Origin of the sequence: Kribbella sp. NPDC056951 (assembly GCF_042674205.1) — a bacterium.
GTDB classification, from domain to species: Bacteria; Actinomycetota; Actinomycetes; order Propionibacteriales; family Kribbellaceae; genus Kribbella; species Kribbella yunnanensis.
The window spans coordinates 520,742-547,728 of sequence record NZ_JBHUQZ010000004.1 but is presented as its reverse complement, the minus strand read 5'-3'; the positions used below and the strand labels follow the sequence as shown (position 1 = coordinate 547,728).

27 protein-coding genes are annotated in these 26,987 nt (G+C 67.3%); 15 read left to right on the top strand and 12 right to left on the bottom strand.

Features of this window, described 5'->3' with window-relative positions; translation table 11 throughout:
- The 4 genes from ACFTSF_RS20625 to ACFTSF_RS20610 are packed head-to-tail and all read right to left on the bottom strand — an operon-like array spanning position 1 to position 3,875.
- Positions 1 to 813: a carbohydrate ABC transporter permease gene (locus ACFTSF_RS20625; RefSeq protein WP_344157655.1), complete on the bottom strand. Its 813-nt coding sequence runs from the start codon at positions 811 to 813 to the stop codon at positions 1 to 3.
- Entirely contained in the window at positions 810 to 1,727 is a 918-nt protein-coding gene (locus ACFTSF_RS20620; protein WP_380155251.1) for a carbohydrate ABC transporter permease, read from the bottom strand. Before ACFTSF_RS20620 ends, ACFTSF_RS20625 begins: the two co-directional genes overlap by 4 nt.
- Complete coding sequence (locus ACFTSF_RS20615; RefSeq protein ID WP_380155250.1) at positions 1,727 to 3,019, bottom strand: ABC transporter substrate-binding protein; 1,293 nt, start codon at positions 3,017 to 3,019, stop codon at positions 1,727 to 1,729. The genes ACFTSF_RS20620 and ACFTSF_RS20615 overlap by 1 nt, the downstream gene beginning before the upstream one ends.
- A 34-nt stretch (positions 3,020 to 3,053) precedes the next feature.
- Entirely contained in the window at positions 3,054 to 3,875 is an 822-nt protein-coding gene (locus ACFTSF_RS20610) for an endo alpha-1,4 polygalactosaminidase (protein ID WP_380155249.1), read from the bottom strand.
- Positions 3,876 to 4,166: 291 nt separating this feature from the next.
- Between ACFTSF_RS20610 and ACFTSF_RS20605 the strand changes: the two genes are divergently transcribed.
- Genes ACFTSF_RS20605 through ACFTSF_RS20580 form a run of 6 tightly spaced genes read left to right on the top strand, consistent with a single transcriptional unit; the run spans position 4,167 to position 11,161 of the window.
- Positions 4,167 to 5,192, top strand: a complete 1,026-nt coding sequence (locus tag ACFTSF_RS20605) for a LacI family DNA-binding transcriptional regulator (RefSeq protein WP_380155248.1) — start codon at positions 4,167 to 4,169, stop codon at positions 5,190 to 5,192.
- A gap of 15 nt (positions 5,193 to 5,207) precedes the next feature.
- Positions 5,208 to 6,494, top strand: a complete 1,287-nt coding sequence (locus ACFTSF_RS20600; RefSeq protein WP_380155247.1) for an extracellular solute-binding protein — start codon at positions 5,208 to 5,210, stop codon at positions 6,492 to 6,494.
- Positions 6,491 to 7,369, top strand: coding sequence for a carbohydrate ABC transporter permease (locus ACFTSF_RS20595; protein WP_380155246.1), 879 nt, complete (start codon positions 6,491 to 6,493; stop codon positions 7,367 to 7,369). Before ACFTSF_RS20600 ends, ACFTSF_RS20595 begins: the two co-directional genes overlap by 4 nt.
- Positions 7,369 to 8,187 carry a carbohydrate ABC transporter permease gene (locus ACFTSF_RS20590; RefSeq protein ID WP_380155245.1) on the top strand — a complete coding sequence of 273 codons (819 nt, stop codon included), beginning with the start codon at positions 7,369 to 7,371 and terminating at the stop codon, positions 8,185 to 8,187. Before ACFTSF_RS20595 ends, ACFTSF_RS20590 begins: the two co-directional genes overlap by 1 nt.
- A 26-nt stretch (positions 8,188 to 8,213) precedes the next feature.
- Positions 8,214 to 9,272 (top strand): glycosidase, encoded by a 1,059-nt coding sequence (locus ACFTSF_RS20585; protein WP_380155244.1) that lies wholly within the window; start codon positions 8,214 to 8,216, stop codon positions 9,270 to 9,272.
- A complete protein-coding gene (locus ACFTSF_RS20580) occupies positions 9,269 to 11,161 on the top strand; it encodes a hypothetical protein (RefSeq protein WP_380155243.1) in 1,893 nt (630 codons plus the stop codon). The genes ACFTSF_RS20585 and ACFTSF_RS20580 overlap by 4 nt, the downstream gene beginning before the upstream one ends.
- On the opposite strand, the gene ACFTSF_RS20575 is transcribed toward ACFTSF_RS20580, so the two are convergent.
- The 5 genes from ACFTSF_RS20575 to ACFTSF_RS20555 all read right to left on the bottom strand — a co-directional run bounded on the left by ACFTSF_RS20575 (position 11,154) and on the right by ACFTSF_RS20555 (position 16,077).
- Complete coding sequence (locus tag ACFTSF_RS20575; RefSeq protein WP_380155242.1) at positions 11,154 to 12,170, bottom strand: aminoglycoside phosphotransferase; 1,017 nt, start codon at positions 12,168 to 12,170, stop codon at positions 11,154 to 11,156. The two genes, ACFTSF_RS20580 and ACFTSF_RS20575, sit on opposite strands and share 8 nt — an antisense overlap.
- A complete protein-coding gene (locus tag ACFTSF_RS20570) occupies positions 12,167 to 12,856 on the bottom strand; it encodes a helix-turn-helix domain-containing protein (RefSeq protein ID WP_380155241.1) in 690 nt (229 codons plus the stop codon). The genes ACFTSF_RS20575 and ACFTSF_RS20570 overlap by 4 nt, the downstream gene beginning before the upstream one ends.
- A gap of 609 nt (positions 12,857 to 13,465) precedes the next feature.
- Positions 13,466 to 14,431: a VanW family protein gene (locus tag ACFTSF_RS20565; protein WP_380155240.1), complete on the bottom strand. Its 966-nt coding sequence runs from the start codon at positions 14,429 to 14,431 to the stop codon at positions 13,466 to 13,468.
- A 163-nt stretch (positions 14,432 to 14,594) separates the two neighbouring features.
- Entirely contained in the window at positions 14,595 to 15,023 is a 429-nt protein-coding gene (locus ACFTSF_RS20560) for an Rv3235 family protein (protein ID WP_344157673.1), read from the bottom strand.
- Position 15,024: 1 nt separating this feature from the next.
- Positions 15,025 to 16,077, bottom strand: coding sequence for a LysM peptidoglycan-binding domain-containing protein (locus ACFTSF_RS20555; protein WP_380155239.1), 1,053 nt, complete (start codon positions 16,075 to 16,077; stop codon positions 15,025 to 15,027).
- A gap of 130 nt (positions 16,078 to 16,207) precedes the next feature.
- On the opposite strand from ACFTSF_RS20555, the gene ACFTSF_RS20550 reads away from it, so the two are divergent.
- On the top strand, positions 16,208 to 16,750 hold the full coding sequence (locus ACFTSF_RS20550; protein ID WP_380155238.1) for a hypothetical protein: 543 nt from the start codon (positions 16,208 to 16,210) through the stop codon (positions 16,748 to 16,750).
- Here the strand turns inward: ACFTSF_RS20550 and ACFTSF_RS20545 are convergent.
- Positions 16,747 to 16,989 carry a helix-turn-helix domain-containing protein gene (locus ACFTSF_RS20545; RefSeq protein ID WP_344157682.1) on the bottom strand — a complete coding sequence of 81 codons (243 nt, stop codon included), beginning with the start codon at positions 16,987 to 16,989 and terminating at the stop codon, positions 16,747 to 16,749. The two genes, ACFTSF_RS20550 and ACFTSF_RS20545, sit on opposite strands and share 4 nt — an antisense overlap.
- 260 nt (positions 16,990 to 17,249) lie before the next feature.
- On the opposite strand from ACFTSF_RS20545, the gene ACFTSF_RS20540 reads away from it, so the two are divergent.
- The 5 genes from ACFTSF_RS20540 to ACFTSF_RS20520 all read left to right on the top strand — a co-directional run bounded on the left by ACFTSF_RS20540 (position 17,250) and on the right by ACFTSF_RS20520 (position 22,083).
- Complete coding sequence (locus ACFTSF_RS20540) at positions 17,250 to 17,981, top strand: SAF domain-containing protein (protein ID WP_380155237.1); 732 nt, start codon at positions 17,250 to 17,252, stop codon at positions 17,979 to 17,981.
- Entirely contained in the window at positions 17,981 to 19,264 is a 1,284-nt protein-coding gene (locus tag ACFTSF_RS20535; RefSeq protein ID WP_380155236.1) for a CpaE family protein, read from the top strand. The genes ACFTSF_RS20540 and ACFTSF_RS20535 overlap by 1 nt, the downstream gene beginning before the upstream one ends.
- Before the next feature lie 105 nt (positions 19,265 to 19,369).
- Complete coding sequence (locus ACFTSF_RS20530) at positions 19,370 to 20,158, top strand: DUF4097 domain-containing protein (protein WP_380155235.1); 789 nt, start codon at positions 19,370 to 19,372, stop codon at positions 20,156 to 20,158.
- A gap of 57 nt (positions 20,159 to 20,215) precedes the next feature.
- Entirely contained in the window at positions 20,216 to 20,875 is a 660-nt protein-coding gene (locus ACFTSF_RS20525) for an HAD family hydrolase (RefSeq protein WP_380155234.1), read from the top strand.
- Positions 20,872 to 22,083: a glycosyltransferase 87 family protein gene (locus ACFTSF_RS20520; protein WP_380155233.1), complete on the top strand. Its 1,212-nt coding sequence runs from the start codon at positions 20,872 to 20,874 to the stop codon at positions 22,081 to 22,083. The genes ACFTSF_RS20525 and ACFTSF_RS20520 overlap by 4 nt, the downstream gene beginning before the upstream one ends.
- Here the strand turns inward: ACFTSF_RS20520 and ACFTSF_RS20515 are convergent.
- A complete protein-coding gene (locus ACFTSF_RS20515; protein ID WP_380155232.1) occupies positions 22,080 to 23,396 on the bottom strand; it encodes a hypothetical protein in 1,317 nt (438 codons plus the stop codon). The two genes, ACFTSF_RS20520 and ACFTSF_RS20515, sit on opposite strands and share 4 nt — an antisense overlap.
- Positions 23,393 to 23,878, bottom strand: coding sequence for a cupredoxin domain-containing protein (locus tag ACFTSF_RS20510; RefSeq protein WP_380155231.1), 486 nt, complete (start codon positions 23,876 to 23,878; stop codon positions 23,393 to 23,395). The genes ACFTSF_RS20515 and ACFTSF_RS20510 overlap by 4 nt, the downstream gene beginning before the upstream one ends.
- 193 nt (positions 23,879 to 24,071) lie before the next feature.
- On the opposite strand from ACFTSF_RS20510, the gene ACFTSF_RS20505 reads away from it, so the two are divergent.
- From ACFTSF_RS20505 to ACFTSF_RS20495, 3 genes are read left to right on the top strand one after another with little or no spacing between them, the layout of a single operon-like run.
- Complete coding sequence (locus ACFTSF_RS20505) at positions 24,072 to 25,535, top strand: wax ester/triacylglycerol synthase family O-acyltransferase (RefSeq protein ID WP_344157705.1); 1,464 nt, start codon at positions 24,072 to 24,074, stop codon at positions 25,533 to 25,535.
- Positions 25,532 to 26,059, top strand: coding sequence for a DUF6912 family protein (locus ACFTSF_RS20500; RefSeq protein ID WP_380155230.1), 528 nt, complete (start codon positions 25,532 to 25,534; stop codon positions 26,057 to 26,059). The genes ACFTSF_RS20505 and ACFTSF_RS20500 overlap by 4 nt, the downstream gene beginning before the upstream one ends.
- A gap of 5 nt (positions 26,060 to 26,064) precedes the next feature.
- A complete protein-coding gene (locus tag ACFTSF_RS20495) occupies positions 26,065 to 26,982 on the top strand; it encodes a Ku protein (protein ID WP_380155229.1) in 918 nt (305 codons plus the stop codon).
- Positions 26,983 to 26,987: the final 5 nt, after the last annotated feature.

Here is a 26,987-nt window from a genome sequence, read left to right as displayed (position 1 = left end):
TCAACCTTTGAGTCCAGTAGAAGCCAGCGAGCGGATGAACGCCTTCTGGGCCAGCAAGAATCCGAGCAGTACCGGCAGCACCGTGATGACATTGCCCGCCATCACCGCCGCCCACTGAGTGTGGTGCTGGCCTTGGAAGGTGGTCAGTCCGAGCTGGAGCGTGTAGTTGGTGTCACTGTTGATCGCGATCAACGGCCAGGTCAGGTCGTTCCACGTAGCGAGAAAAGTCAGTACGGCGACCGTGCTCAGTGCCGGTCGCGCCAGCGGCAACACGATCGACACCAGGATCCGGAGCCGCCCGCAACCATCGATCACCGCCGCCTCTTCAAGCTCCCGCGGCAAGCTCACGAAAAACTGCCGAAACAGGAACACCGCGAGCGGCGTCACCAACGACGGCACGATCAGCGCGCCAAGAGTGTCGATCAGCCCGAGCCGCTTCATCACCAGGAACGTCGGGATCATCGTCAGCTGGAACGGGATCACCATCGTGGCCAGCATCATCCCGAGCACAACCTTCGACCCGGCGAACCGGATCCGCGCAAACGCGTACCCGCCAAGCGATCCGAGCACCAGATTCGCCGTCACCGCGACCGCCGACACGATCATCGAGTTCACAAACCAGCGCGGGAACAACGCATTGCCTAGCACATACCGATAGCCGCCCAGATCGATATGCGACGGGATCAGCGCCGGTGGGAACCGGTTGATCTCCGCATTGCTCATCACCGAGCTCAGCAGCAGCCATAGCAACGGCAACGCGAACAACAACGCCAGCGGAGCCAGCACGAGATGCCACGCACTAGGTCGCTTCATCGGGCGGCCCGCCGTCGCGAGATCTGCAGCGCGATCCCGATCACGAGCAGCGCAACGGCCAGCGCGTACGCCGCGGCCGCGCTGTACCCGGCGGTGAAACTCTTGAACGCCTTCTCCCAGATGAAGTAGACGATCACTGTCGTTGACCCGAGCGGCCCGCCCTTGGTCGTCACGAACACGAGGTCGAACAGCTGCAACGCGTTGATCGTCTGAAAGAGCAGCAGGAACACCGTGACCGGCGACAACGCAGGCAGGACGACATGCCGCAGTACGGCGAACCGTCCCGCACCGTCGATGCGCGCAGCCTCGACGAGCTCGGCCGAAACCCCTTGCAGACCGGCCAAGTAGACGATCACGCAGAACCCAGTGCCGCTCCACAACGAGATCACGACGAGCAGCGGAAGCGCCTGAGCGGGATCGCTGAAGAAGCCTTGCGCGGGCAATCCGAGCTTGTGCAGCACCGAGTTCGCGACACCGAACTCCGGGTCGAGGACGAACGAGAACAGCACTCCCTGAGCGGCCGCGGACACCACGAACGGTACGAAGACGAGCGTCCGGTACAGCCCGATGAACTTGATCTTCCGGTCGAGGGCGATCGCGATTGCGAGACCGCCGACGACGCTCAGCGGCACGTACAGAACGGCGTACAGGAGTGTGTGTTTGACCGCCGCGCCGAATGTCGGGTCCTGCACCAGCGCCTTGTAGTTGGCCAGCCCGACCCACTCGCTCGGCGATACCAAGTCGTTGACCTGGAACGAGAGCAGTAACGACCACACCACCGGTACGACGCTCAGTCCGAGGATGAGCAACACCGATGGGCTGGCGAACGCCCACCCGATCGCGCTGTCACTCATGATCCGGCGCTTGGGTTTCGCGCGCGGATCGAGAGTGAACGTGCCGACGACGCTGGCCATCAGTTCGGCACAGCCAGTACGGCGTTCGACTGGTCGACGGCCTGTTTGATCGCGTCGTCCGGGCTCTTCTTGCCGAGCAGGACCGACACGATCGCCTCACCGAGGAACTGCGAGATCTTCGGGTACCCGCTGATGGTCGGGCGGACCCGCGCCGACTCCAGCGCGTCCACGAACACCTTCAGCCCGTTCGTCGCGGCCGCGTGTTTCGTCCACGCCGGGGTGGCCGCGGTCGCCTTGCTGAGTGGCAGACTGCCGCCCTCGACATCCCACTTGATGTCCTGTTGCGGCTGGATCAGCCAGTTCACGAACTCGGTCGCGGCCTTCACCTTGGCCTTGCCGTTGTCGAAGACCGTCCAGGTGTCCGGCCCCGAGATCGTCACCGGCTTCCCCGAGTACGACGGGAGTGGGACCACGCCGTACTCGAGTCCCTTGTCGGCGATGTCGGGGAGCTGCCATGGTCCGGTCGCGACCATGCCCATTCGGCCGCCGAGGAACACCTGGTAGAGCTGCTCACTCCCGGGTTTCGGGTCGATGTACAGGGATTTGTCGGTGCGCAGGCGATCGAGCGTGCCGAGGGCTTGAGCGCCGACCTGGTCGAAGGCGACCTTCTTGCCGTCGGGGGAGGCGACATCGCCGCCGAGGTCCCAGATCATCGGCCACAGCCGCCAGACCGTGTCCTCGTCGCCGACACCCGGCCAACCGGTCCCGAAGATGCCCTTGGCGGGGTTGGTGAGCGCCTTCGCAGTACTGATGAAGTCGTCCCAGGTCCAGCCGGGTTTGGGAGCGGGCAGACCGGCGGCTGCGAAGAGTTTCTTGTTGTAGACAAGGCAGAGCGAGTCGAGCAGCGCGGGTGCGGCGCGGATCTTGTCCTTCACCGTGACCGAGTCCCGCGCGGCCGGCCAGTAGTCGTCGAGGTGCAGAGCGCCGGACAGGTCGGCGATCTTCGGGCTGCGGGTCAGGCTGGCGAGGTCCGATCCGAAGATGTACGCGATATCCGGATAGGACCCCGCCGCCAGACCCGCGGTGACCTTCTGCAGCATGCTGTCCGCCGTGACCCCGCCGCCACCGCCGTTCACCCGGATCCCCGGATGGGTCCGGTTGAACTCGTTGATCAAGGCATCGATCGCGGCCTTGCCGGTGTCGACCTGGCCGTGCCAGAGCTCGACATCGACGACGCCGTTGGTGGCCTGGTCATCGCTCTTCCCGCAGGCGGCGAGCGCGCCGGTGGCGGTAACGGCCGCGGCGGCACGCAGGACGCCGCGGCGGGTCAGGACTGGGGCATGCTGAGACATAGCGGTCTCCAGGTACGGGGTGAATTGAGAGGTGTCAGCAGGTCTTGCGGACGTAGCCGGAGGACCCCGGCGTCGAGACGTCCACATCGCGCTGGACGATCGTCAGTGTGCTGCCGAACCCGCTGCAGGCCTTCTGCCGACCGGCGTTCGTGTACTCGATCACGATCACGTTGTTGCCGAAGTGGTCGACGTAGTCGCCACACTCGTCGTACTGGCCGCACTCTTCGGCCACCGCGAAGTCGAGGCCGACCGACTGCCGGTCAGCGGCCAGCTCCACCGTGTTCTTCTGAGCGATCGCGACGTTCTTGCTGTGCGCGTGCGTGGCCAGCAATGTCAGGTAGGCCTTGGCCTGCGACTTGGTGAGCAGGTTCTTCGAGCGCTCGTAGCTGTCGTAGTTGTCAGGCTCGATCGCCTTGTACCCCTTGGCGGCGCACTGGTCGATCCACCCGTTCACCTTGGCCGCGACCCGGGTGCGCTTGTCAGCCGTCCGCAGGTCGAGCAGCGGCTCGCCCCAGTCCTCGTCGATGACCAGGTTGCCCTGAGCATCCCGCAGCAGCAGGTCGGAAGCCCACGAGCCCTGCTCGCCCGGCTGAACCTGGAACGCGTTCACGTAACAGATGTTGTAGAGCCCGGCAGCCGGCGCAGCAGTGCGATCGCGAGTGACCACCTGAACGCCGGACGGCGGCGTGTAAGCGCCACCGATCTGATAGTCGAACTTGGCATGAGTCGGCGGCAGCGTCGCAGCCGCCTCGGCATCGGAGCCGAGGTTGAGGGCGGAGTGGAGGGCAGTGGCCGCGAGGGCGGTGGCCAGACTGGCCAGGAGCACGCGGCGGATGACTGAACGAGGCTTGGACACGATTGCTCCATCGGTCCCGAGGACGCTACCCCGCCTCGGGCCGGCCACAGTCATGGCCGCCCTGGCGCCTGAAAACCGGACTCCGGATCACTGATCCGCTACCGGCTGGGTGCGTCACTGGCGACCAAGTTAAGCCAGCACGCCCGCTGGGAGTCAAGGTCCAACTGCAAACGAGTGCGCGGAAACGCCAGCAGATTGCGGTACTGCGCAAGGAGTCGAACCCTTGACGGTGGCGTTTAAACCGGTTTAATGTCTCGTTAAACCGGTTTAAAGAGACGAGCGAGGGTGTCCGTGAGCAAAGCCAGGCCGACTATCGCCGATGTCGCGGCCCGCGCCGGGGTGTCGAAGGGATCGGTCTCGTTCGCGCTGAACGGCCGGCCCGGCCTGGCGCAGGCGACCGTCGACAAGATCCTGGCGGCCGCCGACGAGCTGGGCTGGCGGCCGAGCAACCGGGCCCGATCGCTGTCCGTCTCGAAGGCCTTCGCGCTCGGCCTGGTGATCACCCGGGACCCGGCCGTGCTGTCGTCGGACCCGTTCTTCCCGGCCTTCATCGGGGGTGTCGAGAGCGTGCTGTCGACCCGTGGGCAGGCTCTCGTCCTGCAGGTCGTCACCGGCGGCCCGGAGGAGGCGGCCGGATACCGGCGACTCGCGCAGGACGGGCGGGTCGACGGTGTGATCCTGTCCGACCTGCGGCACGACGACCCGCGGATCGACCTGCTCGTCGAGCTGGGTCTGCCCGCGGTCACGCTGAACCGGCCGGACAGTGACTCACCGTTTCCCGCGGTGGTCCTCGATGACCGGCCGGGGACCGTCGCGGTAGTCGAGCACCTGCTGGAGCTCGGCCACACGCGGATCGCGCACGTCGCCGGTCCGGCAGCGTTCGTGCACGCGACCGCCCGGTCCACGGCCTTCGTCGAGACCCTGGCTGCGGCCGGTCTGGAGCCCGTCGCTGTCGAGGCCGGTGACTTCAGCGCCGTGGGCGGTATTGCGGCCACGCAGCGCCTGCTCGCGCTGCCCCAGCCGCCGACCGCAATCGTCTACGCGAACGACCGGATGGCGATTGCCGGTCTCGGTGCCGCCCAAGCGGCCGTGCTGCGTGTCCCGGACGACCTGAGCATCGCCGGCTTCGACGACAGCGAGCTGTCTGAACATGTTCACCCCGGCCTGACCACCGTCCGCGCCGATCCGTTCCGGTTCGGGATCGCGGCCGCTCAGACCCTCAACCAGGTCGTCGACGGGGACATCGACGTACCCGATGTCGAGCTGCCGCCGGCACAACTCGTCGTACGTCGTTCCACTGCACCGCCCCCTGAGTAGTCCCCTGGAGGACCCATGAAGCTGTACGCCGGAGCACTGGCGCTGATCCTGGCCAGTTCGCTCGTAGCCTGTGGTGGCAGCGGCGGCGCTGGTGACGCCGACGCCGCGGCCAAGGCCCGCGGACCGATCGACATCTGGTACTCGAACAACGCCGAAGAAGTGGCCTGGGGCAAGCAAATGGTCTCGGCCTGGAACACCGCCCACCCGGACCAGAAGGTGAACGCGCAAGAGGTCCCGGCCGGTAAGAGCTCCGAAGAGGTCATCGGCGCCGCGATCACCGCGGGTAACGCGCCGTGCCTGATCTTCAACACCTCGCCGGCCTCGGTCTCGCAGTTCCAGAAGCAGGGCGGCCTGGTCGCGCTGGACAGCTTCCCCGACGGGAAGCAGTACGTCGAGGACCGGTCCGGTGATGTCGCGCAGCAGTACAAGTCCACCGACGGCAAGTACTACCAGCTGCCGTGGAAGTCGAACCCGGTGATGGTCTTCTACAACAAGAAGGCATTCGCCAAGGCTGGTATCGACACGACCAAGCCCCCGCTGGCGACGTACGACGAATTCCTGGCGACTGCGCGCAAGGTGGTGGCCGCGAAGGCTGCGAAGTTCGCGATCTACCCGGCGCCCAGCAACGAGTTCTTCCAGTCCTGGTTCGACTTCTACCCGTTCTTCGCGGCCGAGACCGGAGGCAAGCAATTGGTTGCCGATGGCAAGGCGCAGTTCGCATCCGACGAGGGTAAGAAGGTCGCCGCCTTCTGGCGGACGATGTACGCCGACAAACTCGCTTCGCAGGAGAAGTACACCGGTGACGCCTTCGTCGACGGCACCGCCGCGATGGCCGTGGTCGGTCCGTGGGCCATCGCGACGTACAAGGGCAAGGTCGACTGGGGCGTCGTCCCGGTGCCGACCTCGAGCGCCAAGCCGGCCAGTGAGATCCACACCTTCAGCGATGCCAAGAACGTCGCGATGTACTCCGCCTGCAAGAACCGCGGTACCGCCTGGGACGTGCTGAAGTTCGCGACCAGTCAGGAGCAGGACGGCAAATTCCTGACCGCGACCGGCCAGATGCCGCTGCGCAAGGACGTCTCCGCGGCCTACCCGGACTACTTCGCGAAGAACCCGGACTACAAGGTGTTCGCCGACCAGGCCGCCCGCACGGTCGAGGTGCCGAACGTCGCCAACTCGATCACGATCTGGCAGACCTTCCGCGACGCCTACTCCAAGTCCGTGATCTTCGGCCAGGAGGACACCGGCACCGCCCTCGACGGCGCCGCCCAGAAGGTCGACGCGCTCGCCAAGCAGTCATGAGACGGATCCTCGGCGAACATCCGATCGGTACGGCGTTCGTCACTCCGTACGTCGTCTTCCTGGCCGCGGTGTTCGCGTATCCGCTCGGGTTCGCGGTGTACATGTCCTTCCACGACTACTTCTTCGCGGCGCCCGGGGCGATCGTGGACCGACCGTTCGTCGGGTTCGACAACTACGTGACGGTGCTGTCGGATCCCGCCGTACGACGGGCGTTCGGCAACGTACTGGTGTTCCTGGTGATCAACGTGCCGCTGACCGTGGTGCTCGCGCTCGGACTGGCGACCGCGCTGAACGCGGCGATCCGGTGGCGCACGTTCTTCCGGGTCAGCTACTACGTGCCGTACGTGACGGCGAGTGTGGCCGTGGTCGGGGTGTGGCTGTTCCTGTTCAACTCGAACGGGCTGGTCAACTCGGTGCTCGGGCCGCTGGCGCCGGACCCGTCCTGGCTGGTGAACTCCGGGCTGGCGATGCCGACGGTCGCGGTCTACGTGACCTGGAAACAGCTCGGGTTCTTCATCCTGCTCTACCTGGCCGCACTGCAGAACGTGTCGAAGGACCTGTACGAGGCTGCCTCGATGGACGGCGCCGGTCGCTGGAAGTCGTTCCGGAATGTGACCGTGCCAGGGGTCCGGCCGGCGACCACGTTGGTGGTACTGCTGGCCACGGTCACTGGTGCGAACCTGTTCACCGAGCCGTACCTGCTGACCGGCGGAGGCGGCCCGGACGGCGCGTCCGCATCGCCGGTGCTGGTGATGTACCAGCGCGGGATCGAGCAGGGCAACCCGGACATCGCGTCCGCGATCGGCGTGCTGCTGGTGATCGGCGTACTGCTGCTCGCTCTGATCGAACGCCGCTTTGTCGCGAGGGAGAACTGATGAAGCGACGCTTCGTGGTGCTGCTGATCGGTGCGTTCGTCTTCCTGTTTCCCTTCTACTACATGCTGATCGGCAGTTTGCAGGCCGAGCCGGATCCGTCGGTCGGCGGCGCGTTCCCCTCTCCGGGCAACCTGACGCTGCACAACTATGTCGAGATCGACAAGGCGATCAACCTCGCCCGGTCGTTGATCAACTCCGGGATCTTCACCGGCGGCGTCATCCTCGGGACGCTGGTGTTCGGCGTACTGGCCGGGTATGCGTTGGCCCGCTTGCAGTTCCGCGGCCGTGGGCTGGTCTTCAACTTGATGCTGTTGATCCAGGTCGTGCCGTTTCAACTGTTGACGATTCCCCTGTATGTGTTGATCGTTCGCAGCTACGGGCTCGCCGACTCGTACCTGGGCATGATCCTGCCGTTCCTGATCAACTCGACTGCGGTCTTTGTGTTCCGGCAGTACTTCCTGCAACTACCGGCCGAGCTGTTCGACGCGGCCCGGATCGACGGTGCGTCGGAGCTGAACATCTTGTGGCGCGTCGCCGTACCGCTGGTGCGACCGGCTTTGCTGACCGGCGTGCTGCTGACATTCATCGGTCCGTGGAACGAGTTCCTGTGGCCGTTCCTGATCACCAAGCAGCAGGATCTGCAGCCGCTGGCCGTGTCGCTGTCCAACTACCTGACCACGGTTGCGGCGCGGGCGGCGAACCCGTTCGGCGCCGTACTGGCCGGAGCCTGTGTGCTGGCCGCGCCCGCGGTGGCGTTGTTCGTGATCTTCCAACGCCGGTTCATCGCGTCGAACCTCGAGTCCGGCGTCAAGGGCTGAATCTTCCTTCCCTGAAAGGCTTTGCTGTGACTGTTCCTTATACGCTCACCCGTGTCGGCGTGCTGATGACGCCCGAGCCCGGCAATGCGCTGGAGTCCGAAGGGGTCCTCAACCCGGCCTCCGGGCACACCCCTGACGGACAGCTCTACCTGCTGCCGCGCTTGGTTGCTGCGGGCAACGTGTCGCGGGTCGGCCTGGCCGCGGTCGAGTTGGTCGACGGCGTCCCGGTCTCGGTACGGCGCGAAGGCGTCGTACTGGCTCCGGACGAGGGCTGGGAACGCGGGTTGAACAACGCCGGCGTCGAGGACCCGCGCGTGACGTATGTGCCGGCGCTCGGACTGCACGTGATGACGTACGTCGCCTATGGGCCGCTCGGGCCGAAACCGGCGCTCGCGGTGTCGTCCGACCTGCGGGAGTGGCGGCGGCTGGGTCCCTTGCACTTCGAATACCAGCCTTCGTTGGACACCGACCTGAACCTCTTTCCCAACAAGGACACGGTGTTCTTCCCCGAGCCCGTTCGCGGTCCGGACGGCGAACCGTCGTACGCGATGCTGCATCGGCCGATGTGGGACCTCGGTTGGTTCCGGGACGGCGAAGGTGTCCATCTGCCGGCCGGAGTGACGGACGATCGGCCGGGCATCTGGGTGTCGTTCGTGCCGGTCGCTTCAGTGGCGGAAGATGTCCGCAACCTCGTGCATCTGCGGAACCACCGGCTGGTGGCGATGTCGGAGTACCCGTTCGAGGAGCTGAAGATCGGGGCCGGGCCGGCGCCGCTGCGCGTGCCCGAGGGATGGTTGGTGATCCACCACGGGGTCACCGGCGAGCAGCCTGAAGGGTTCGATCCGACCACCCAGAAGGTCTGTTACGCGGCCGGTGCGCTGCTGCTGGACCCGGACGACGTGACTCGCGTGATCGCTCGGACCAGCGAACCGATCCTCGTCCCGGAAACCGCGGAGGAGAAGGTCGGAACGGTCGGCAACGTGGTGTTCCCGACCGCGATCGAAGAGGTGGACGGCGTCCGGTACGTCTTCTACGGCATGGCCGACGCCGCCATCGGAGTCGCCCGTCTGGACCGGCTCTCATGAGACCCACCCGCCGTACCGTCCTCGCTGCGGCCGCCGCGGTCGCCGGCAGCACCGCCGTACCAGCCGCCGCCGGGAGTCGGCAGTCGCTGACCAACCTCGCACACCTCGATTACCTCCGTACGTCGGTCACCCCGCCTTCGGCACCTGGGCACAGCACCTACGGTCGTGGTCCGATCGGCGTGCTCTGGACGTACGCCGATCGCCAGGCCGACGGCTCGTACCGCCGCATCGGCGGCGGCCCGTACGACGCGGCCACGGACACCTACAGCCAGGGCGCGTACAACGCCGACGACATCGGCCGCGCGGCTGTGGTCTACCTGCGCCACCACTGCCTGTTCGGCTCCTCATTGACGACCGCTCGTGAGCTGCTGCGCGGTCTGACCTATCTGCAGTCGCCGAACGGCAATGTGGTGCTGTGGATGCAACCTGACGGGACTCTCAACCCCAGTGCGGATCCTGTCGAGCTCCCGGACCCGTCCGACTCCGGACCGTCGTTCTGGCTGGCCCGAACCGTCTGGGCGCTGGGGGAGGGGTATGAGGTCTTCCAGCACGTCGACCGGGCTTTCGCCGCGTTCCTCAAGGCCCGTCTCGAGCTGGCGGTCAGTGCGTTGGAGCGGCAGGTGCTGGTGCGCTACGGCCAGTGGAATGTCGTCGACGGCCGTCGCCTGCCCGCGTGGCTGATCGTGAACGGCGCCGACGCTACGTCTGAGGCTGTGCTCGGCCTGGCCGCGTATTTGAGGGCTGGTGCGCCTGCCCGCGTCCGCCGGATGCTCGCGCAGTTCGCTGAGGGGATCGCTGCACTGAGTGCTGGGTCGACTCGGAGCTGGCCGTTCCGTGCGCTGCTGCCGTCAGCCGAGACGATCTCGATGTGGCATGCGTGGGGTGCGCAGATGCCGTCCGCGCTGGCCGCGGCTTCGGCTGTCCTGAAGTCTCCGGAGCTCCTGGAGCCTGCGGTCGGCGACACTGCCGGGTTTACTCCGCTGCTGCTGACGGCCGGCGGCCCCGACAACGGCTGGCTGCCGACGCCGATCGACCGCACCCAGATCGCGTACGGCGTCGATGCCCGCTTGCAGGGTTTGCTCGCCGTCAACCGCGCCGGTACTCGGCACCTGGCGTCGTTCGTGGCCGGCTGGTACTTCGGCGCCAACCGCGCCGGCACCCCGATGTACGACCCCTCGACGGGTCGCACGTACGACGGCCTGGCCGGCGACGGCACGGTCAACCGAAACTCAGGCGCCGAGTCGACCATCCACGGTCAGCTCTCGATGCTCGCCCTGGACGCGTCTCCGGCTGTCGCCCGACTGGCCCGGCGGCTGACCAAACCGACGTACGACGGTCTGCGTCTGATCGAAGCCGAGTCGGCGACCAGTACCGGTCAGGTGGTGACTCCGCCGTCCGCCTGGACCGGGGAGTCCCAGTGGAGCGGCAACGCCTACCTGCAGCTGTCCGAAGGGCAGTCCGCTGAGTGGACCCTGCCTGCGGCGTCCCAGCCGCGCTACGTACTGCCAGTGGTCAACCTGGTCGACGATCCGGCCGCTGGAACCACTACCTGGACCTCCTCCAACGGAACCCTAGGCACCGTCGACCACGGCACCGCAGGTCCCCAAGGCATCTCAGCCGCCCCAGGCGTGCTGCAGCCCGTCACTCTGCCCATCCCCGTCTCCGGCGTGAAGACTCGCCTGACCGCCACCGCCACTGGCCCTGCTCAACTGGATGCCGTACTCCTCATCCCCGTCCTCAGCAGCCTGCAAGCTGGCCCCGCCACCTTGATCACCAACCTCAGCCCGCACTCCCAAGCTGTGACCAAGCCCGCGCGCTGCTACACGGCTTCCGGGCACCTCTCCAATGCTCCCGTCATCCCGCCCGGTGGTTTCGCCATCCTCACCTGAGCGCCTCAGCACACCAGCCGGCCACGAACGCGAGCGCCTGGCCGCGCTGGTGGTAGAGGTGCCGACTGTCCGCCTGCTGGTGGTACGCCTGGTGACTCTCAAGCCCCGCCCGACCAAGCAGGTGGGGGAGTAGCCAGGCGTATTTAACGCCGGACGCCAGCACAGCCCGCCGTACGTCGTCGCTGTCGCCCCGCCAGCCCGCTTCGTCGAGCCCGGCGAGGTAGCCGCTGATGCACGTGTCGGCGAGCTCCGCCTGTCGCTCAGCCGGCCAGAACAGATCGAACACGGCGTCCGGAATATGGTTCCCGATGTCCTCGCCCAAGGCGCCGTCCCCCGTGAAAGCCCAGTCCAGCAAGGCGAATTCGCCGGTCGGACGCTGAATCACGTTGGAAACCCACAGGTCGAGATGACAGCGCGTCCGCGGTGAACTCTCCACCAGCTGCAGCAGTTTCTCGCGGTTAGCCAGCAACTCGACCCACGCCGCCCTGAGCCCGCCCGGCCAAGTCTCCTTAATGAGCGGCTGCCCCCACGCGTCATCGTCGTCCACCAGTTCCCAAGGCACCTGCCGCGTCGTCGAGTAGTCCCGCAGAAACCCCCGCGACGTCCACCCGCGCTCACCGACCGCTGCGGCCTGCCAGCGCCCGCAGGCGCGTGCCAGTGCCTCGTGCTCTGGCAGCCCGAACTCCGTGCCCGCCAAGCCCGCCACATCCTCCAGCATCAGCACGGCCCCGCCGTCGTCCTCCACGACCTCGGCTCCCGGCAGCGCCAGCCCGGCGCTGGCGAGCTGCTCCCGCAACTCCTCGTCGCGGTAGACCTCAACCTCCCGCCGCCAGTAGTTCCAGTGCCGAGGGTCCAAAGAAGCTCCCCACGGATCCCCGCTCACCCCGTCCGGCCGCCGCAACCGCTTACGGATCGCCGTACGACCGTCGTCATAGGTCAGCCGCTCCACCGTCTCCGTCACGGCGTTCAACGGGTTGTGCCGGAGCGTCGTCACCTGAGGTTGGCTCATCGCAGCAGTGTGCTCGGCGGGAGGCCCGTCAGTGCCTTCACATCCCGCGTGAGATGCGCCTGGTCCGCATATCCACTCACCGCCGCAACCTCCGCCAGCGCTTGCCCAGTCCGCGCCCGATCCAGTGCCGCGTTCATCCGCAGTACCCGATCCAGCATCTTCGCCCCATACCCAAACGCCCCCAGACACCGCCGATGCAACTGCCGCTCCGAGATCTCCAACTTGCGCGCAAGCCCCACCACCCCGCGCCCCGCCCGCAACGTGTCAGCGCGCACATGCTGAAACACCTGCCGAGCAAGCGGATCACCGGGCGTCTCCATCAACTCCGCTACCGCAAGATCCAACTCAACCGCCGGATCCGCCGCACCGCGAACCCGATCAGCCAACTTCCGACTACGACTCCGAGACCACAGCTCACTCAACGGCACCCGCTCATTCAGCAGCGCATGAGCCGGCACCCCAAGAAACGCCGGCGCATCCCCCGGCGCAAACCGCAACCCGGCGTACCGAGTCCCTGGTTTCGCCGTCCCAGTCCACGCAACAGAGTCCGGCCCGGCCACCACCAGGTCGTCATCCATCAACAGCAGATCCATACACCCGTCAGGCAGGATCAGGTAGTCCCCACCCGCCGCAGTACGGGTCCACACAGTCGCCCCAGCAAGCAGCGCGGCGCGTTCAACAGTCACCACCCCAGTCTGCAACGCCCCACCGACAATCCAACCTTTCTGGTACAGCGGGGTCAGTGGCCGGGGCACGCTCGGATGGCCGGCTCGGCCACTGCGGGGAGGGTAGTGGGCCTCAGCGGCCCAAGATGCACCCCACTCCATCTCCCGGCGCCGATCCACGGAAGCTCACTGCCACGCAAGCGGCAGTGAGCTTCCCCAAAGCGTCGCTTTGCCTCCAGTTGCTGGGTTTGGGGAAACCCTTCATCACCTGCGGGCAGTAATCATCCGCGAAGCGCCGTTTCGCCTTCGGTTGCTGGGTTTGGGGAAACCCTTCATCACCTGCGGGCAGTAATCATCCGCGAAGCGCCGTTTCGCCTTCGGTTGCTGGGTTTGGGGCAACTGTTCGTCACCTGCAGGCACATTCATTCCACACAGCTCTCGTACCGCAACCAAAGCCCGTCAGCCCCAGGCAACGTACACCTCGGTCGCGGCCTCGCCATCTCGCCCAGCCACGCGCCCGGCCAGCCACACCCCCTCTGTAAGCCGGCCGCAGCGGCGAGCAACCACCGCCGTACGTCCCCGGCCGCATCCGCATGCCGGCGCCGACCGGGAACTGCTCATCCGGTGGCGTCAGCTTGCGACGTCGTACACGGTCACGCCGGTGGGCACATACTTGACCAGGGCAACGTTCTCTCGGACAAGCTCCTCACCCGTGGTCCGGCCGGTACGGCGGTCGATCACCGTCCGCCAGATCTCGTTCCGCCGGAAGTAGTCCGACCCGATCCGCAGGAACCGCTCGCCCTGCGCGAATACCCGGTACGACGTCGCGGCCGGTACGTCGGCGCGGATCTCACCCTCGAGGTACCGGTCGCTGACGCTGACCCGGAGCTGGAACGTCTGGTCGGTGTCGTTGCGGAACTGCAGGTCCACGTAGTTGTAGACGATGCTGCAGCCGACGCCCCACGGCAGCACGCGGCCGTTGTCGGGGAATGGGTCGAAGCTGTGGATGGATCGCTGCGTCACTGTCATCGGTGAATGCAGGACCATCCAGTGCAGCAGGTTCGCCAGTTGGCAGATGCCTCCGCCGATCCCTGGTCGCGCCTGGCCGTTCGACAGTCGCATTCCTTTGAGATAACCCTTGCGGCGCGTCGCGTTCCCCACCAGCTTGTTGAAGGAGAACGTCTCGCCCGGTCGGATCACCAGACCGTCGACCTGCTCGCATGCGAGCCGCAGGTTGGTCACTTTGTTGTGCTGCATCCACATCTCGGTTTCGCCGAGCTGGCGCAGCAGCAGCGACTTGTGCTGCTTGACTCGCACCGGTAGATCGCCAGTTCGCCGCTCTCGTGCGTACGCCGTACTGGATCGCAGCCACTCAATGCGTTTGCGGGCGCGGTGGTAGCGCACGGCCAGTGGGTACAGCGCGGGCACTCGCTCGGCCCAGCGTCGCTTGCGCGCGCCGGGAGCGACGCGGGCGCGCTCTGCTGGGCTGAGCTCGTCGAGACCGATTCGCCAGGCGAAGGCCACCTCACCGGGTTCACGAGCCGGCACCACCCCAGTGGATGCCGGACGTGCCACCTTGATATTGCTCTCACGCATTTCGTTCCCCCGAACGACTCCGGCCTGGCGACCGCCTCGGCAACGGTACGCCGGGGGACCACCAGCCACATGACGACAACCACACGATCACATTGCGCTCTAAGGACTCACGGAGTCGGCTGTTTGTTCGCTTCGCGCCCGAACGGACTTTTGATGTGCCCGATCAGCCGACCTCGAGTGCGGTGCACACCCAGCGGTTGCGGCGGATTTCCATCCGCAGTGCGATCGCCCGGGACCGCCCGCCGTGCCGCACGTGCGCAGCGACCTCGGCGACCTGCGAGTTCGGCCGGCAGACGCGCACCGACCGCAGTGCGCACCGCTCCTTCGTACCGCGCCCGTTGGCCGTGGTGGTGAGCCCGAGCAACCGCACCCGCCGGTTGAGCTCGATGAACACCTCCTCATCGGTGAACCGAACCAGCTGCGCCACCGGACGATCTCCCGCCAAAACCTCCGACACCGCCTGCGCCAACCGCCCACCCCAAGCCCGTGCCTCCGGAACAACCGGCTGAGTCCCGTCGATCGCCGGAACCACATCCAGCCGAACCCGCTGCTGCTGAATCGAGGTGCTGATCTCCTGGTACGCACTGCTCATGTCACTGCTCCTTGTCGGTGGGCGGCACTCGCAGTACTTGGCCGGGAAGGATGAGGTTCGGGTCGCTGCCAATCACCTGACGGTTCGCGGCATACCACTGCGGCCATCGCGCGGCGATCTCGTGCTCGGTAGCCCGCGGCCCAAGCTCCCGCGCCGCCAGCCCCCACAGCGAGTCGCCCGCCGCCACAGTCACCCGCGAAGCCACGCCCGACCGCAAACCCGTGTACCGAGTAGCCGCCCCCACCTCAGGCCGATCCGGCACCGGCACCCCGCGAGGCCGCACAGTCGGAACACCAGCCCCAGCCCGTACGCCGTTCCGCGGCCCACCCGCCTGTTCCGGCCGACCGACGTCCGCGCCGGAGCGCTCGCCAGTAGCACCCAACTGCACACTCGACCGCGCCTCGGTCGTGCGCCAGGTGTCGCCGCTGAGCTGAACGGATGAGCGTGGCTGGGTAGCGCGGTGGTTGGAGCCGCTGGCGTCGCCTTCCACGGTGGAGCGCGGCGCGGCCGGGCGCTGGTGGGGGCGGTCAGCGGTGATGTCCACGGATGACCGTGGCTGGGTGGCGCGCCAGATGTCGCCGCTGGGCTGAACGGATGAGCGTGGCTCGGTTGCGCGGAGGTCGACGGCGATCTGCACCGATGACCGCGGCTCGGTGGTGCGCCAGGTGGTGGCTGGGTGGGCGGCGCCTGATTGGGGTGCTGGCCAGCCGTGTGGCGACGCTGCGTGGGCGACTCCGACCGTGAGTGGGGTTACTGCGGCTACGCCTAGGGCGGAGCGCAGGAGGGCCCGGGAGGTTGTGGAGGTGATCCGGGCGGCGAACACGCCGGCTGCGGCTCCAACCACACCGGGGAGTTGCTCGAGAGCGGTCGCGAGGACCGCGAGGACGAGCCAGGTGTATGCGACCCAGGCAACTGCGCCGACCGCGAGCACGGTCAGCGAGTCCAGGTCGTGGCTGTTGGCGGTGGTGATCGTGCCGGCCGTCACCCAGCGCAGAGCGACTCCGACGGCGATCAGCGCGCCGATCGCCAGCAGGCTCTTGACCCCTCGAAGCATCCCGTTCACCTCACTTCGCCCCTAACCTATGAGTTTGCTTGAGTTTGCGTTGGCTTGACCACTATAGACCGCAACTAGCGGAAGTTTGCAAGTGGATACGTCACCGAGCGTGCGCGGTAAGTTGGCGCCCATGCAGTGGGATGCGCTGTTCGAAGACCTGGAATCGCAGTTCGACGCGCTCCAGGAGGGCGACCTGTACGGCGAAGTTGCGGACCGGATCCGCACCGAGGTCGGCAAAATCACCGTGCTCGACCGCCTCCGCGGTGCCGTGGACACGGTCGTCCGAATCGAGTTAGCCGCGACCGAGCCGCTTCAGGGGCTACTCACCCGCGTAGGCAAGGACTGCCTGCTGATCGAGGCAGGTCGCGAGGAATGGCTAGTACCAGTCGGCGCCCTCGTCGCAGTCCACCGCCTCGGACCCTGGGCCGAACCCGCGGTCGGCGCGGTCGCAGGCAAGCTCGGTCTGGCTCACCTGCTCCGCGGCATCGCCCGGGACCGCTCACCAGTGACGGTGTTCTGCGGTGGCATCCCGATCACCGGCACGATCGACCGCGTCGGCGCCGACTTCCTCGAGGTCGCCGAACACCCCCTCGACGCGCCGAGGCGTCGTACCGAGGTCTATAACGTCCGCCTGATCCCCACCCAGGCGCTACAGGCCGTGCGCCGACGCTAGAGCTGAGCGTCCTGCTCGGCCTCTTCCCCGAACGGATGCGTGTCGATGAACTGCTTCGTCTCCGTGTAGAGCCGCTCGATGTACTTCTCGAGCTCAGTCGCCTCGACCCGCCACTGACCGCGCCCGCCGATCTTCACCGCGGGAATGTCACCCCGGCGGACCAGCGCGTACACCTGGTTCGCGGAGATGTTCAGAACCTCAGCGACGTCGGCGAGCTGGAGAAAACGCGGTGCCGGCATCGGGGGGACTCCTTCGACTAGTGAGGGCTGTGTCCTTGGTTCCCCGCCTACTGCGCTGCACTCGGCACGGCACCTCGCCGCACTGGAGGAAAGGCCACGATGGAAAAGCATCGAGGCCTCCCCTCCAGCACACCGAGCTACCGCACCGAGCACATGCTCGCTACGGCGCTGAACCAAGGACACAGCCCGCGGGTTGCTTCAGTTTGCCATGGTTCGCCCGAGGGTGATCACGTTTGTCCCCAGGCTGTGACAGCCTGTGGATGACTGCGCACGCCGAGTCGGTGGACACGGCAGAATGCACGGAGCAAGCGATCGACGACTGGGGAGCCGACGTGGTGGACACAGCAGTGCGGAGTGGGTTCGGGGCACCGTCGGTCCCGGCGCAGCGCACCCGGCGGGCGCGCTGGAAGGACGGCCGCCTAGTTCTGGGCGTTCTGCTCGTGGCCATCACCGCACTGGTCGGTGCGAAGCTGCTGTCCTCCGCCGACGACACCACCACCATCTGGGCGGCCAAGCGTGACCTGCCCGCCGGCACCAAGCTGACCGGCGAGGACCTCACCACCGTCCGCGTCCGCTTCACCAGCGGTCAGGACGCGGAGCAGTACGTCGCTGCTGACGCGGAGCTGAAGGGCCTGGTCGTGGCGCGCGCAATCGATGCCGGTGAGTTCGTTCCGCGCGACGCCGCCGTACCGCAGGCCGAGAGCGACCGCACCGAGCTGCCCCTGTCAGTGGCGACCGGCAGACTCCCTTCGGACACCGCCAACGGCGACAAGGTCGACATCTGGGTGGTCCCGAAGGACGAGGGGCAGGCGGCCAAGCTGCTCTGGAGCAACGTCCGCGTCCTGCAGATCGACTCGGTCAAGGGCGTCGCAGGCGGTTCCGCACGCAGACAGGTGCTCGTCGCGCTGACCCCGAAGGACCTCCCGAAGCTCCCGGCCGCGCTGACCGCGATGAGTCAAGGTGAGCCGACTCTGGTACGGCGGGCGGCCTGATGGCGATTCCGGTCCTGCTCGCGGTGACCGGCGCGCCGTGGGAGGCAGACGTCGTACGCCGGACCGAGCGCGCACCGGGGATTCGCGTCGTCCGGCGCTGTGTCGACATCGCCGATGTGATGGCGGCCGCGGCGAGCGGTCAGGCCCGGGCGGTCCTGGTCGCCGATGACCTCGCGCGGCTGACCTCCGATGCGGTAGCCGCGCTGCACGCCCGAGGCATCGCCGTACTGGCTCTGGTCGATCCGAGTGAAACCGGCGAGGCGTTCGGTCCCGAGGATCGGCTCGGCCGGATGGGGATCGAGCGGATCCTGCCGGCCGATGTCAGCCCGGAGGACCTGGGCCGCGCGATCAGCGACGCGGTCGACGCCGGTCCGCCGATCGCGATGTCGCACTTCGCCGGCGGATTCGTACCGACCGGCGGACCGCCCGAGCACAGGACGACCCAAACGGAGTACGCGCCAGGCACCGGCCGCATCTTCGCGATCTGGGGCCCCACCGGCGCACCCGGCCGGACGACGGTCGCGGTCGGCCTGGCCTCCGAGCTCGCAGCCAAGGGCCTGCCCACGCTGCTCGCTGACTGCGATGTGTACGGCGGCACTGTCGCGCAGCAGCTCGGGATGCTCGATGAGACCTCCGGCCTGGCCGCCGCGGCCCGCTCCGCCTCAAGCGGAACGCTGGACATGATGACGCTCGCCAAACACGCCCGGCAGGTGGAGCGGCACCTGATGGTGCTGACCGGCCTGAGCCGGGCCGACCGCTGGACAGAGCTACGACCAGCCGCGGTCGAGTCGATCTGGTCATCCGCCCGGCTGCTGTCGCCGTGCACAATCGTCGATCTCGGGTTCTGTATCGAGACCGACGAGGAGATCTCGTTCGACTCGCTCGCTCCGCGGCGCAACGGCGCGACGGTCGCGACGCTCGAGGAGGCCGACGAGGTGATCGTGGTCGGGTCGGCGGACCCGGTCGGCCTGACCCGGCTGATCCGTGCGATCCACGAGGTGCGCGGGCTCGTGCCCTCGGTCAACCTCCGCGTCGTGGTGAACCGGGTCCGCTCCGGTTCCCTCGGCAGCTCACCGGCCGACGCCATCGCCGACGCCCTCGGTCAGTACGCCGGTCTCCAGGCGGCCGCCCTGCTTCCGTACGACCTGGGCGCGGTCGACGCGGCGATGGCGCACGGCCGCAGCCTCGCCGAGGCCGCGAAGTCCAGCAAGCTCCGCAAGTCGTTGCAGCAGCTCGCCACCTCGATCGACCGGACGTTCGATCGCCAGCCGGTCGTGAGGTAGCCCAGAGTTCGGTAGCCAGGGGTCGGCCCAGGGGGATATGGGGGTTAACCCCACCGACAGCGGCCCGGCGATGTGTCAGGCTGCTGGGGGAGAGGGAGGAGTCTGATGTCCGACGGGCAGCGGCGGCCGGCGAGCACGATGAGCGCCGAGCGTAGGTACGGGATCGCGATCTCGGTCGCGCTCATCCTGGGTGGGATCTACTGGGCGCTGACCGGGCTGACCGAGGGCACCCGGAGCGGCCAGAGCACCTACAAGCTGGACGACAAGGCGCTGGTGGTCGAGGGCGGTTCGACGAGTGTCGAGATCCGGCCGGGTGACGGCACCGAGCTGAAGGTGGATCGGCAGTTCGAGCGCAATGCCCTCGGGTCCGACCCGACCGACACGTTCAAGGACGGCAAGCTCCAGCTCAAGGACACCAACTGCGGATTCCTCTCCTTCGGCTGCAAGACGACGTACGTGCTGACTGTGCCGCGCGACGTGAAGCTGACGGTGAAGAACAACAGCGGCCCGATCAAGGTTTCCGGGATGACCGCCGACACCGAGCTGAAGACGAGCTCGGGCGACATCGAGGTGCACGACCTCGGCGGCATCGTCCGGCTGGAGTCCAGCTCCGGCAGCATCGACGGCGACGGGCTGAACGCGAGCTCGGTCACGACCAAGAGCAGCTCGGGCAGTGCGGAGCTCGCCTTCGCCACCGCGCCGGCCTCGGTGGACGCGAAGTCCAGCTCGGGTGATGTGAAGATCACGGTTCCGTCGGGGCCGGAGACCTATCTCATCGAGACCGACACTTCGTCAGGTGACTACAGCCCGGAGCTCCGGCAGGACCCGTCCGCCACCCGCACGATCCACGTGAAGACCTCCTCCGGCGACATCGACCTGGAGTACAGCCACTGACAGTGACGACCAGGACCACGTCGGTGACGCGATCTTGTCCTGAGTAGTCTTGCCGCCATGGCAGAGGTCGACGCGGTACCCCGTGGGTTGCTGGTGGACTGGGGTGGCGTGTTGACCTCGGGACTGGATCCGGCGTTGCGGCGCTGGGCCGAGCTGGACGGGTTCGACTTCGATTCCTACGTGCAGGCCGTGATGGCGTGGCTGCCGGTCGAGACCGCCGAGGCGGCCGAGCTCAACCCGGTCCACGCCCTCGAGCGCGGACAGATCGCCGTACCGGATTTCGAGCGCAAGCTCGCCACCATCCTGATCCGGCCGGACGGCAGCCAGGTGCCGGCCGAGGGCCTGATCGAACGGATGTTCGCGCATTTCGAGCACCAGCCGGCGATGAACGCGCTGGTCCGCCGGGCCAAGGCGCTCGGCATCCGCACTGCCCTGCTGTCGAACTCCTGGGGCAACACCTACCCGCGTGACACCTGGGACGGGATGTTCGACGACATCGTGATCTCCGGTGAGGTCGGGCTGCGCAAACCCGAGCCGGAGATCTTCCTGCTCGCGGCCGACCGGGTGAACCTTCCACCCGCGGCCTGCGTCTTTGTTGACGACCTGCAAGTGAACGTCGACGGCGCCCGAGCCGTCGGTATGACCGGCATCCTGCACACCTCGTACGACGAGACCCGGCGCGAGCTGGAGTCCCTGTTCGGAGCAGACCTGACGTGAGCGTGACCTCCACCACCACCCCCGCATCCCAGCCGCTCGACCGGCGCCGGACCCTGCTCTGGATCGTCGCCGCGGCGGTCCTGGTCGCGCTCGGCGCGTGGATCGGCAGCATGTACGGCGGCATGATCGACCTGCGCGTGTACCGGCTCGGTGGGGACGCCCTGCTGCACGGCCCGGCCCTGTACGACGCCAAGCTGCCGGGGGTCGGGCTTCCGTTCACGTACCCGCCGTTCGCGGCGATCGCGATGGTCCCGCTGGCGCTCGCGCCTTGGGGCGTGGCCCTGGTCCTCTGGACGACCGCCTCGGTGCTCTGCATCACCGCGCTCTGGCGCACCAGCCTGACGAAGACGTTCTGGTCGTTCGTCACCCAGCGCAAGCGCACCGCGGTCCTGATCTTGCTGACCATCCTGTCGCTGGCGCTCGAGCCGGTCTGGGAGACCATCTCGTTCGGCCAGATCAATCTGTTGCTGACCGCAATGATCCTGGTGGATCTGGTCCGGCCGAACGACGCCCGCCTGCGCGGGTTCTGGCTCGGTGTCGCGATCGGCGTCAAGCTCACCCCGCTGCCGTTCCTCGCGCTGCTCCTCGTGACCAAGCAGTGGAAGGCCTTGCGGAACGCCGTGTTCGGCCTGCTCGCCACGATCGCGATCGGCTTCGCTTTCGCCCCGCGCCAGTCCTGGCGTTACTGGACCGAGGTCGTCTTCGACGCCAACCGCGTCGGCGGGATCGCGTTCACCGGCAACCAGTCCATCAACGGTTTCCTACACCGCCTCGGCAACACCGCGAGCTGGGTGCAGCCGACCTGGTTCGTTGCCTCGGTCATCGTTGGCCTCGCGGTCCTCTGGCTGGCCCGCAAGTACTGGCTGGCCGATGAGCGCGTCACCGCGATCGCCGTGATGGCGCTGGCCGTCCTCTACGCCTCGCCGATCTCGTGGAGCCACCACTGGGTCTGGGTCATCCCGCTGGGCATCAGCGTGATCCGCGGCGTCAACCGCGTTTGGGGCCTCAACCCGGCCGTCGTCGCCGGCGTCCTCTGGTACGGCCTGTTCGTACTGCGCTCGATCTGGTGGGTCCCGTACCGCGACGATCGCGAGCTGGCGTGGACCTTCTGGCAGTCGATCCCGGGCAACTCGCACCTGATCCTCGGCCTGATCGCGTTCATCGTGCTCGCGATCACGAGCCGAGGTCTCACTCGCGCCAGCGACTAGCTGGAGAAGAGCAGGAGCAGGCCGCCGGCGGTGTAGCTGACCATGACGATCAGCAGGGGGAGCTGACCGGCCAGAGCCTTGTGACGCGGGAACAGTGCGACCGCACGGTCATGCGCGGAGATGACACCGAGCAGGTGACCGCCGACCACGGCCAGCACCTGGATGACCGAGATTGCCGTGCTGTGGTTGGTGATTCCGGTGTTCACCGCGAGCAGTCCAGTGCCGAACACGTTGGCGCCGTTGCTCAGTGGATCACTCAGGTAGATGAGCGTCCGCTGCCCTTCCAGGATGAACAGCGTCAGATAGTGCGCGATCACGTAGCCCAGGGCAATCGGTACGACGGAATGCGCGAACAGGCCCGGCAACGTCGTACGGGAGCTGTCCGACAACCGCCCGGCGACCAGGGTGGCGGCGGAGTACGTGATCAAGACGAAGAGCATGAACACGATCAGGGCCGCCGTACCGAGCCAGGTCATCGAGATGTCCTGGTTCTGTGCCCAGCCGACCCACGCCGACGAGTTCGAGAAGCCGTCATACGCGGTCGATCCCAGGAGCGCGGCGACCATGCCGACGAGACCCGGCCGGGCCTTCAGGCCGTCCAGGTTCTCGAGTGGTCGTCGTACCACCAAAGAGCCGTCGGTACGGCGGCCCCACGGGGACAGGCGGGACATGAGCGTCGCGTAGACCTCGAAGGGGTCGCCGGTCTCGAACCATCGGTCGCCGAACAGGACCGCACCGAAGAAGGTGATCACCACGTAGAGCGCGATCCACGCCTGCAGCACTGGGATGGTGGCGCGATCCGGTGCGACGAGTTCGAGCCAGGTGAATGCGAAGATGCCGAGCGCGGCCGGCCAGAGGCCTAGGCGCGGGGACAGCGTCAGGATGCCCTTCGACGGCGGTTGCCGCAGCAACTTGCAGAGCAGCAGATGCAGCGTGCGGAGCGGGTTCAGCGTCCGCCAGACCGGGCCGAGCGCGATCGAGATCGGTACCAGGCCGACCCAGAGCAGGATGTAGATGAAGCCGAAGATCGGGTTCGTCAGCCGGTCCACACCGAACACCAGCGCGACCATCGCGTACAGGAAGATCGCCAGCCCGACCAGCCGGACGATCCAGCGGAACCAGCCCGCGTCGACCGTCCGGGTGATTGCACTAGGCAACGGCTTCCCGGACTTGTTGCCTTGGTACTTCGGTGACCGCCAGGCCAGCCCGAGCACGACGAACGACACCGCGACAGCAACCGCCGCGCCGCCGACGGCCAGGCCGAAGGGGATCGGCAGGTCTTGGCGACCGCCGATCCCATGAAGCGGGATCACGAAACTACGAGCTTCGCGACCAGCTTGCCGCTCTTGTGGGTCTCGACCTCGAAGGTGCCCTTCATGTCCGCGGTGAACTTCACCTGCGCAGGCTTGCCCGGGGTGAGCTCGAGCTCCTTGTCATACCCGTGGATGTGCAGTTCCTCGTCGGCGTCGCTGACCGCGGTCACCAGCACGGACTGACCGGCCTTGACCTTGACGGTCGCGCCGCTCGGGTTGACCTTGCCGTTGGCAACGGTGATCGCCAGCGTCACGTCAGCCTGGTCACCGGACGGGTCCGTGGTGTTCGAGGGAGTTTCGCTGTTCGGCTTGCCGGGCGTCGGTGTGTTCGTCGGTACGTCGGACGGTGCCGTCGTCGGCGCGGTCGTCGGGGTGCTGGGGGAGCCGCCACTGCTGGAGTCGCTGCCACAGCCGGCCAGGACGAACACGGCCAGAGCGGGCAGGAGTGCGGTGGCGGTGCCGCGAGCGATCGTCGAACGCATGGGTCGAGGGGCCTTTCAAAAGGGTCTGTTCAGTTCTCAGGGCGCGGGATGCACCCTCTTGCCTGACGAACACCGAAGACTCAGTGTTCCCGTATGGCCAGTGTCGCAGCCCACTGTCCGTGGAGGCGGCTAGGGTGACGGAAAGCTATCCGCCAGAGAGACTGTGCCGCCGGAAGGGAAAGGTGATGTCCAAATGCCCGACCGCCTGTCATCGCTGGATCTCACCTTCCTCAAGGCCGAGTCACCGGCCACCCCGATGCATGTCGGCACCGTCGACATCTTCGAGCCGCCGGTGCACGGTGACGACGAGTTCGACTACGAGAGCCTGGTCGCGCTGATCCGGGACCGCATCGCGTTCGTACCGCGGTACCGGCAGCGGGTGCAGCAGGTGCCCGGCCGGTTCGCCGGGCCGGTCTGGGTGGACGACGAAGAGTTCGACATCACCTTCCATGTACGGCGTTCTGCGCTGCCGCGACCGGGGACGCACGCCCAGCTGCTCGAGTTGGTCGCCCGGATCATGTCCCGGCGACTGGACCGGGCCCGGCCGCTCTGGGAGATGTATCTGGTCGAGGGGCTGCAGGGCGACCGGTTCGCGATCATCGCCAAGTCGCACCAGGCGCTTGTCGACGGCAACAGCACGGTCGACATCGGTCAGGTCGTGCTCGACGCGACCGCCGAGCCGAAGGAGACGCCGACCGACACGTGGCAGCCCGAGCACCCGCCGTCCGCCCTGGAGCTGTTGGCTGGCGTCTTCGCCGACGCAACCCGGCACCCGACCGCAGCGCTGGAGCTGGCGCGAGCCGAGATGGCCAGCCTGACCGGATCGACCTCGGTTCGCGAGGTCCTCGGCGGTGTGGTCGGTTCGCTGGCCGCGCAGCGGCACGCCCAGGAGAGCTCGCTGCACGTGAAGACCTCCGGCCAGCGCCGCTTCACCACGGTCGAAACCAACCTCGAGGACTACCGGACCGTCCGCGCGATGCACGGCGGCACGGTCAACGACGTGGTCCTCGCGGTCGTCGCGGGCGCCGTACGGGCTTGGATGATGACGCGCGGCGAGGGCGTCGGCCCGACTCGGAGCGTGCGCGCCGTCGTACCGGTCAGCATCCGTGACGACGATGACGAGGAGCCGACCTCGCTCGGCTCCCGGGTGATCGCCTCCGCGGTGACGCTCCCGGTGGGGGAGAACTCCCCGGTCATGCGGCTGCACCAGATCTCGTACCAGACCAAGGTGCACAAGGACACCGGTCGCGCGGTCAGCGCTCGCTCGCTGGTCGGCATCGCCGGATTCGCGCCGACCACCTTGCACGCGCTCGCCGCGCGGGTTGCGACTGCCACGGTCCGCCCGATCGACGACGTGGTGATCACGAACGTGCCCGGACCCCAGTTCCCGCTCTACGCTCAGGGCGCTCCGATGCTGGCGTCGTACCCGGTCGTGCCGTTGATGCCCGGACAAGGCCTGTCCGTCGGCGTCACGTCGTACGACGGCAAGGTGTTCTACGGGCTGAACGCGGACCGCACCGCGATGCCCGATCTGGCCGTTTTCGCCCAATGCGTGACCGATGCGCTGGACGAGCTGGTCGACACCACCAAGGGCAGCCGCAACCGGGCTTCCCGGGGGCGGAAGAAGCCCCGCACGACGAAAAAGGCGGGAACATGAGGGTCTACATTCCATCCACGCTGCGGCTGCTCGACGACGCCTGCCACGCGGGCGAGTTCGGCCCGCAGCCGCTCACGGTCTACGCCGTGACCCCGGCCCTGCGAGAGTGGTACGCCGAGGGCGACGATGAAGAGCTCGAGTACGCCGCGATGGCGCAGGCCGCCCGAGCCTCGGTCGGCCTCCTCGCCGACGACCCCGGTACGCCGCGCCGCCGCGTGGTCGTTTCCGCGGAAGTGAGCGCCGTACCGCCGGCCGACGGTGCCGCCGAGCTCGGTGACGCCCGCCTGCAGCTGAGCGTGGTGATCCCGTGGCGCTCGGTGGCCTCGGTGCATCTAGACGAAACCGGAGCCGCCGAAATCGTCGGAAAGGCCGCAGAATTGTGGTCGGCGGCGCAGAACGGCGACGACGACGCCCTCTTTGCCCTCGACTCGTGCGAGGGTGAAGATCTGATGTGGTACGCGACCCAGGAGATCCCCGATCTGCTCGCCGCGGACGGACCCCGCGGCAGACCTTTAGGGAGCTGATGACCATGCAGGCCATCTGGAAAGGCGCCATCTCGTTCGGGATGGTGACGATCCCGATCAAGGTGTTCTCGGCGACCGAGGAGAAGGACATCTCCTTCCGTCAGGTGCACGTCGCCGACGGCGGCCGGATCCGGTACAAGCGGATCTGCTCGATCGACGGCGAAGAAGTGCCGTACTCCGACATCGGCAAGGGCTACGAGATGCCGGACGGCCGGATGATCGTGCTCGAACCCGACGACTTCGCCGACCTCCCGCTGACCAGCAAGAAGGTCATCGACGTCCTCGAGTTCGTCCCTGCCGACCAGGTCGACCCGCTCTACCTGGGCAAGTCCTACTACCTCCAGGCCGACGGCGGCCCCGGCGCCAAGCCCTACGTGCTGCTCCGCGACGCCCTCGAAGGCTCGGAGCTCTACGCCCTCGTCAAGGTCGCGTTGAGGTCGCGTGAAAGCCTCGGACTGCTCCGTACCGTCGACAACATCCTGATCCTCCAGGTCATGCTCTGGCCCGACGAGATCCGCGACGCCTCCTTCGCCGCCCCGCCCGAAGACGTCGAGATCCGCACCCAGGAGAAGGCGATGGCCTCGTCGTACATCGACACCCTCCGCGGCGAGTTCGACCCTGAGCAGTACCACGACGAATACCGCCACGCCCTCGAACAGGTCGTCGAAGCCAAGGCCGCCGGCGTCCCCCTCCCCGAGTCCGACGAGGAAGAGACCGAAGGCGCCGAGGTAGTAGACCTGGTAGCCGCCCTCCGAGCCTCGGTCGAAGCAGCCAAGGCCCGCCGAGCCGGCGCCACCGAAACCCCCGCCAAGAAGGCCGCCGCCAAGTCCCCGGCCAAAAAGGCAGCTCCAGCCAAGAAGACCGCCGCCAAAAAGACGGCAGCCAAGAAAACCACCAAGAAAGCCACCAAAAAGTCCGCCTAGCGCGG

Coding starts and splice junctions, on each gene's coding strand:
- ACFTSF_RS20565 (WP_380155240.1), bottom strand. CDS start 14,431: ATGCGTGAGAGCAATATCAAGGTGGCACGTCCGGCATCCACTGGGGTG.
- ACFTSF_RS20505 (WP_344157705.1), top strand. CDS start 24,072: ATGCCCGACCGCCTGTCATCGCTGGATCTCACCTTCCTCAAGGCCGAG.
- ACFTSF_RS20560 (WP_344157673.1), bottom strand. CDS start 15,023: ATGAGCAGTGCGTACCAGGAGATCAGCACCTCGATTCAGCAGCAGCGG.
- ACFTSF_RS20575 (WP_380155242.1), bottom strand. CDS start 12,170: ATGAGCCAACCTCAGGTGACGACGCTCCGGCACAACCCGTTGAACGCC.
- ACFTSF_RS20540 (WP_380155237.1), top strand. CDS start 17,250: ATGACTGCGCACGCCGAGTCGGTGGACACGGCAGAATGCACGGAGCAA.
- ACFTSF_RS20595 (WP_380155246.1), top strand. CDS start 6,491: ATGAGACGGATCCTCGGCGAACATCCGATCGGTACGGCGTTCGTCACT.
- ACFTSF_RS20545 (WP_344157682.1), bottom strand. CDS start 16,989: ATGCCGGCACCGCGTTTTCTCCAGCTCGCCGACGTCGCTGAGGTTCTG.
- ACFTSF_RS20530 (WP_380155235.1), top strand. CDS start 19,370: ATGTCCGACGGGCAGCGGCGGCCGGCGAGCACGATGAGCGCCGAGCGT.
- ACFTSF_RS20580 (WP_380155243.1), top strand. CDS start 9,269: ATGAGACCCACCCGCCGTACCGTCCTCGCTGCGGCCGCCGCGGTCGCC.
- ACFTSF_RS20590 (WP_380155245.1), top strand. CDS start 7,369: ATGAAGCGACGCTTCGTGGTGCTGCTGATCGGTGCGTTCGTCTTCCTG.
- ACFTSF_RS20525 (WP_380155234.1), top strand. CDS start 20,216: ATGGCAGAGGTCGACGCGGTACCCCGTGGGTTGCTGGTGGACTGGGGT.
- ACFTSF_RS20495 (WP_380155229.1), top strand. CDS start 26,065: ATGCAGGCCATCTGGAAAGGCGCCATCTCGTTCGGGATGGTGACGATC.
- ACFTSF_RS20555 (WP_380155239.1), bottom strand. CDS start 16,077: ATGCTTCGAGGGGTCAAGAGCCTGCTGGCGATCGGCGCGCTGATCGCC.
- ACFTSF_RS20620 (WP_380155251.1), bottom strand. CDS start 1,727: ATGGCCAGCGTCGTCGGCACGTTCACTCTCGATCCGCGCGCGAAACCC.
- ACFTSF_RS20625 (WP_344157655.1), bottom strand. CDS start 813: ATGAAGCGACCTAGTGCGTGGCATCTCGTGCTGGCTCCGCTGGCGTTG.
- ACFTSF_RS20615 (WP_380155250.1), bottom strand. CDS start 3,019: ATGTCTCAGCATGCCCCAGTCCTGACCCGCCGCGGCGTCCTGCGTGCC.
- ACFTSF_RS20500 (WP_380155230.1), top strand. CDS start 25,532: ATGAGGGTCTACATTCCATCCACGCTGCGGCTGCTCGACGACGCCTGC.
- ACFTSF_RS20510 (WP_380155231.1), bottom strand. CDS start 23,878: ATGCGTTCGACGATCGCTCGCGGCACCGCCACCGCACTCCTGCCCGCT.
- ACFTSF_RS20535 (WP_380155236.1), top strand. CDS start 17,981: ATGGCGATTCCGGTCCTGCTCGCGGTGACCGGCGCGCCGTGGGAGGCA.
- ACFTSF_RS20550 (WP_380155238.1), top strand. CDS start 16,208: ATGCAGTGGGATGCGCTGTTCGAAGACCTGGAATCGCAGTTCGACGCG.
- ACFTSF_RS20600 (WP_380155247.1), top strand. CDS start 5,208: ATGAAGCTGTACGCCGGAGCACTGGCGCTGATCCTGGCCAGTTCGCTC.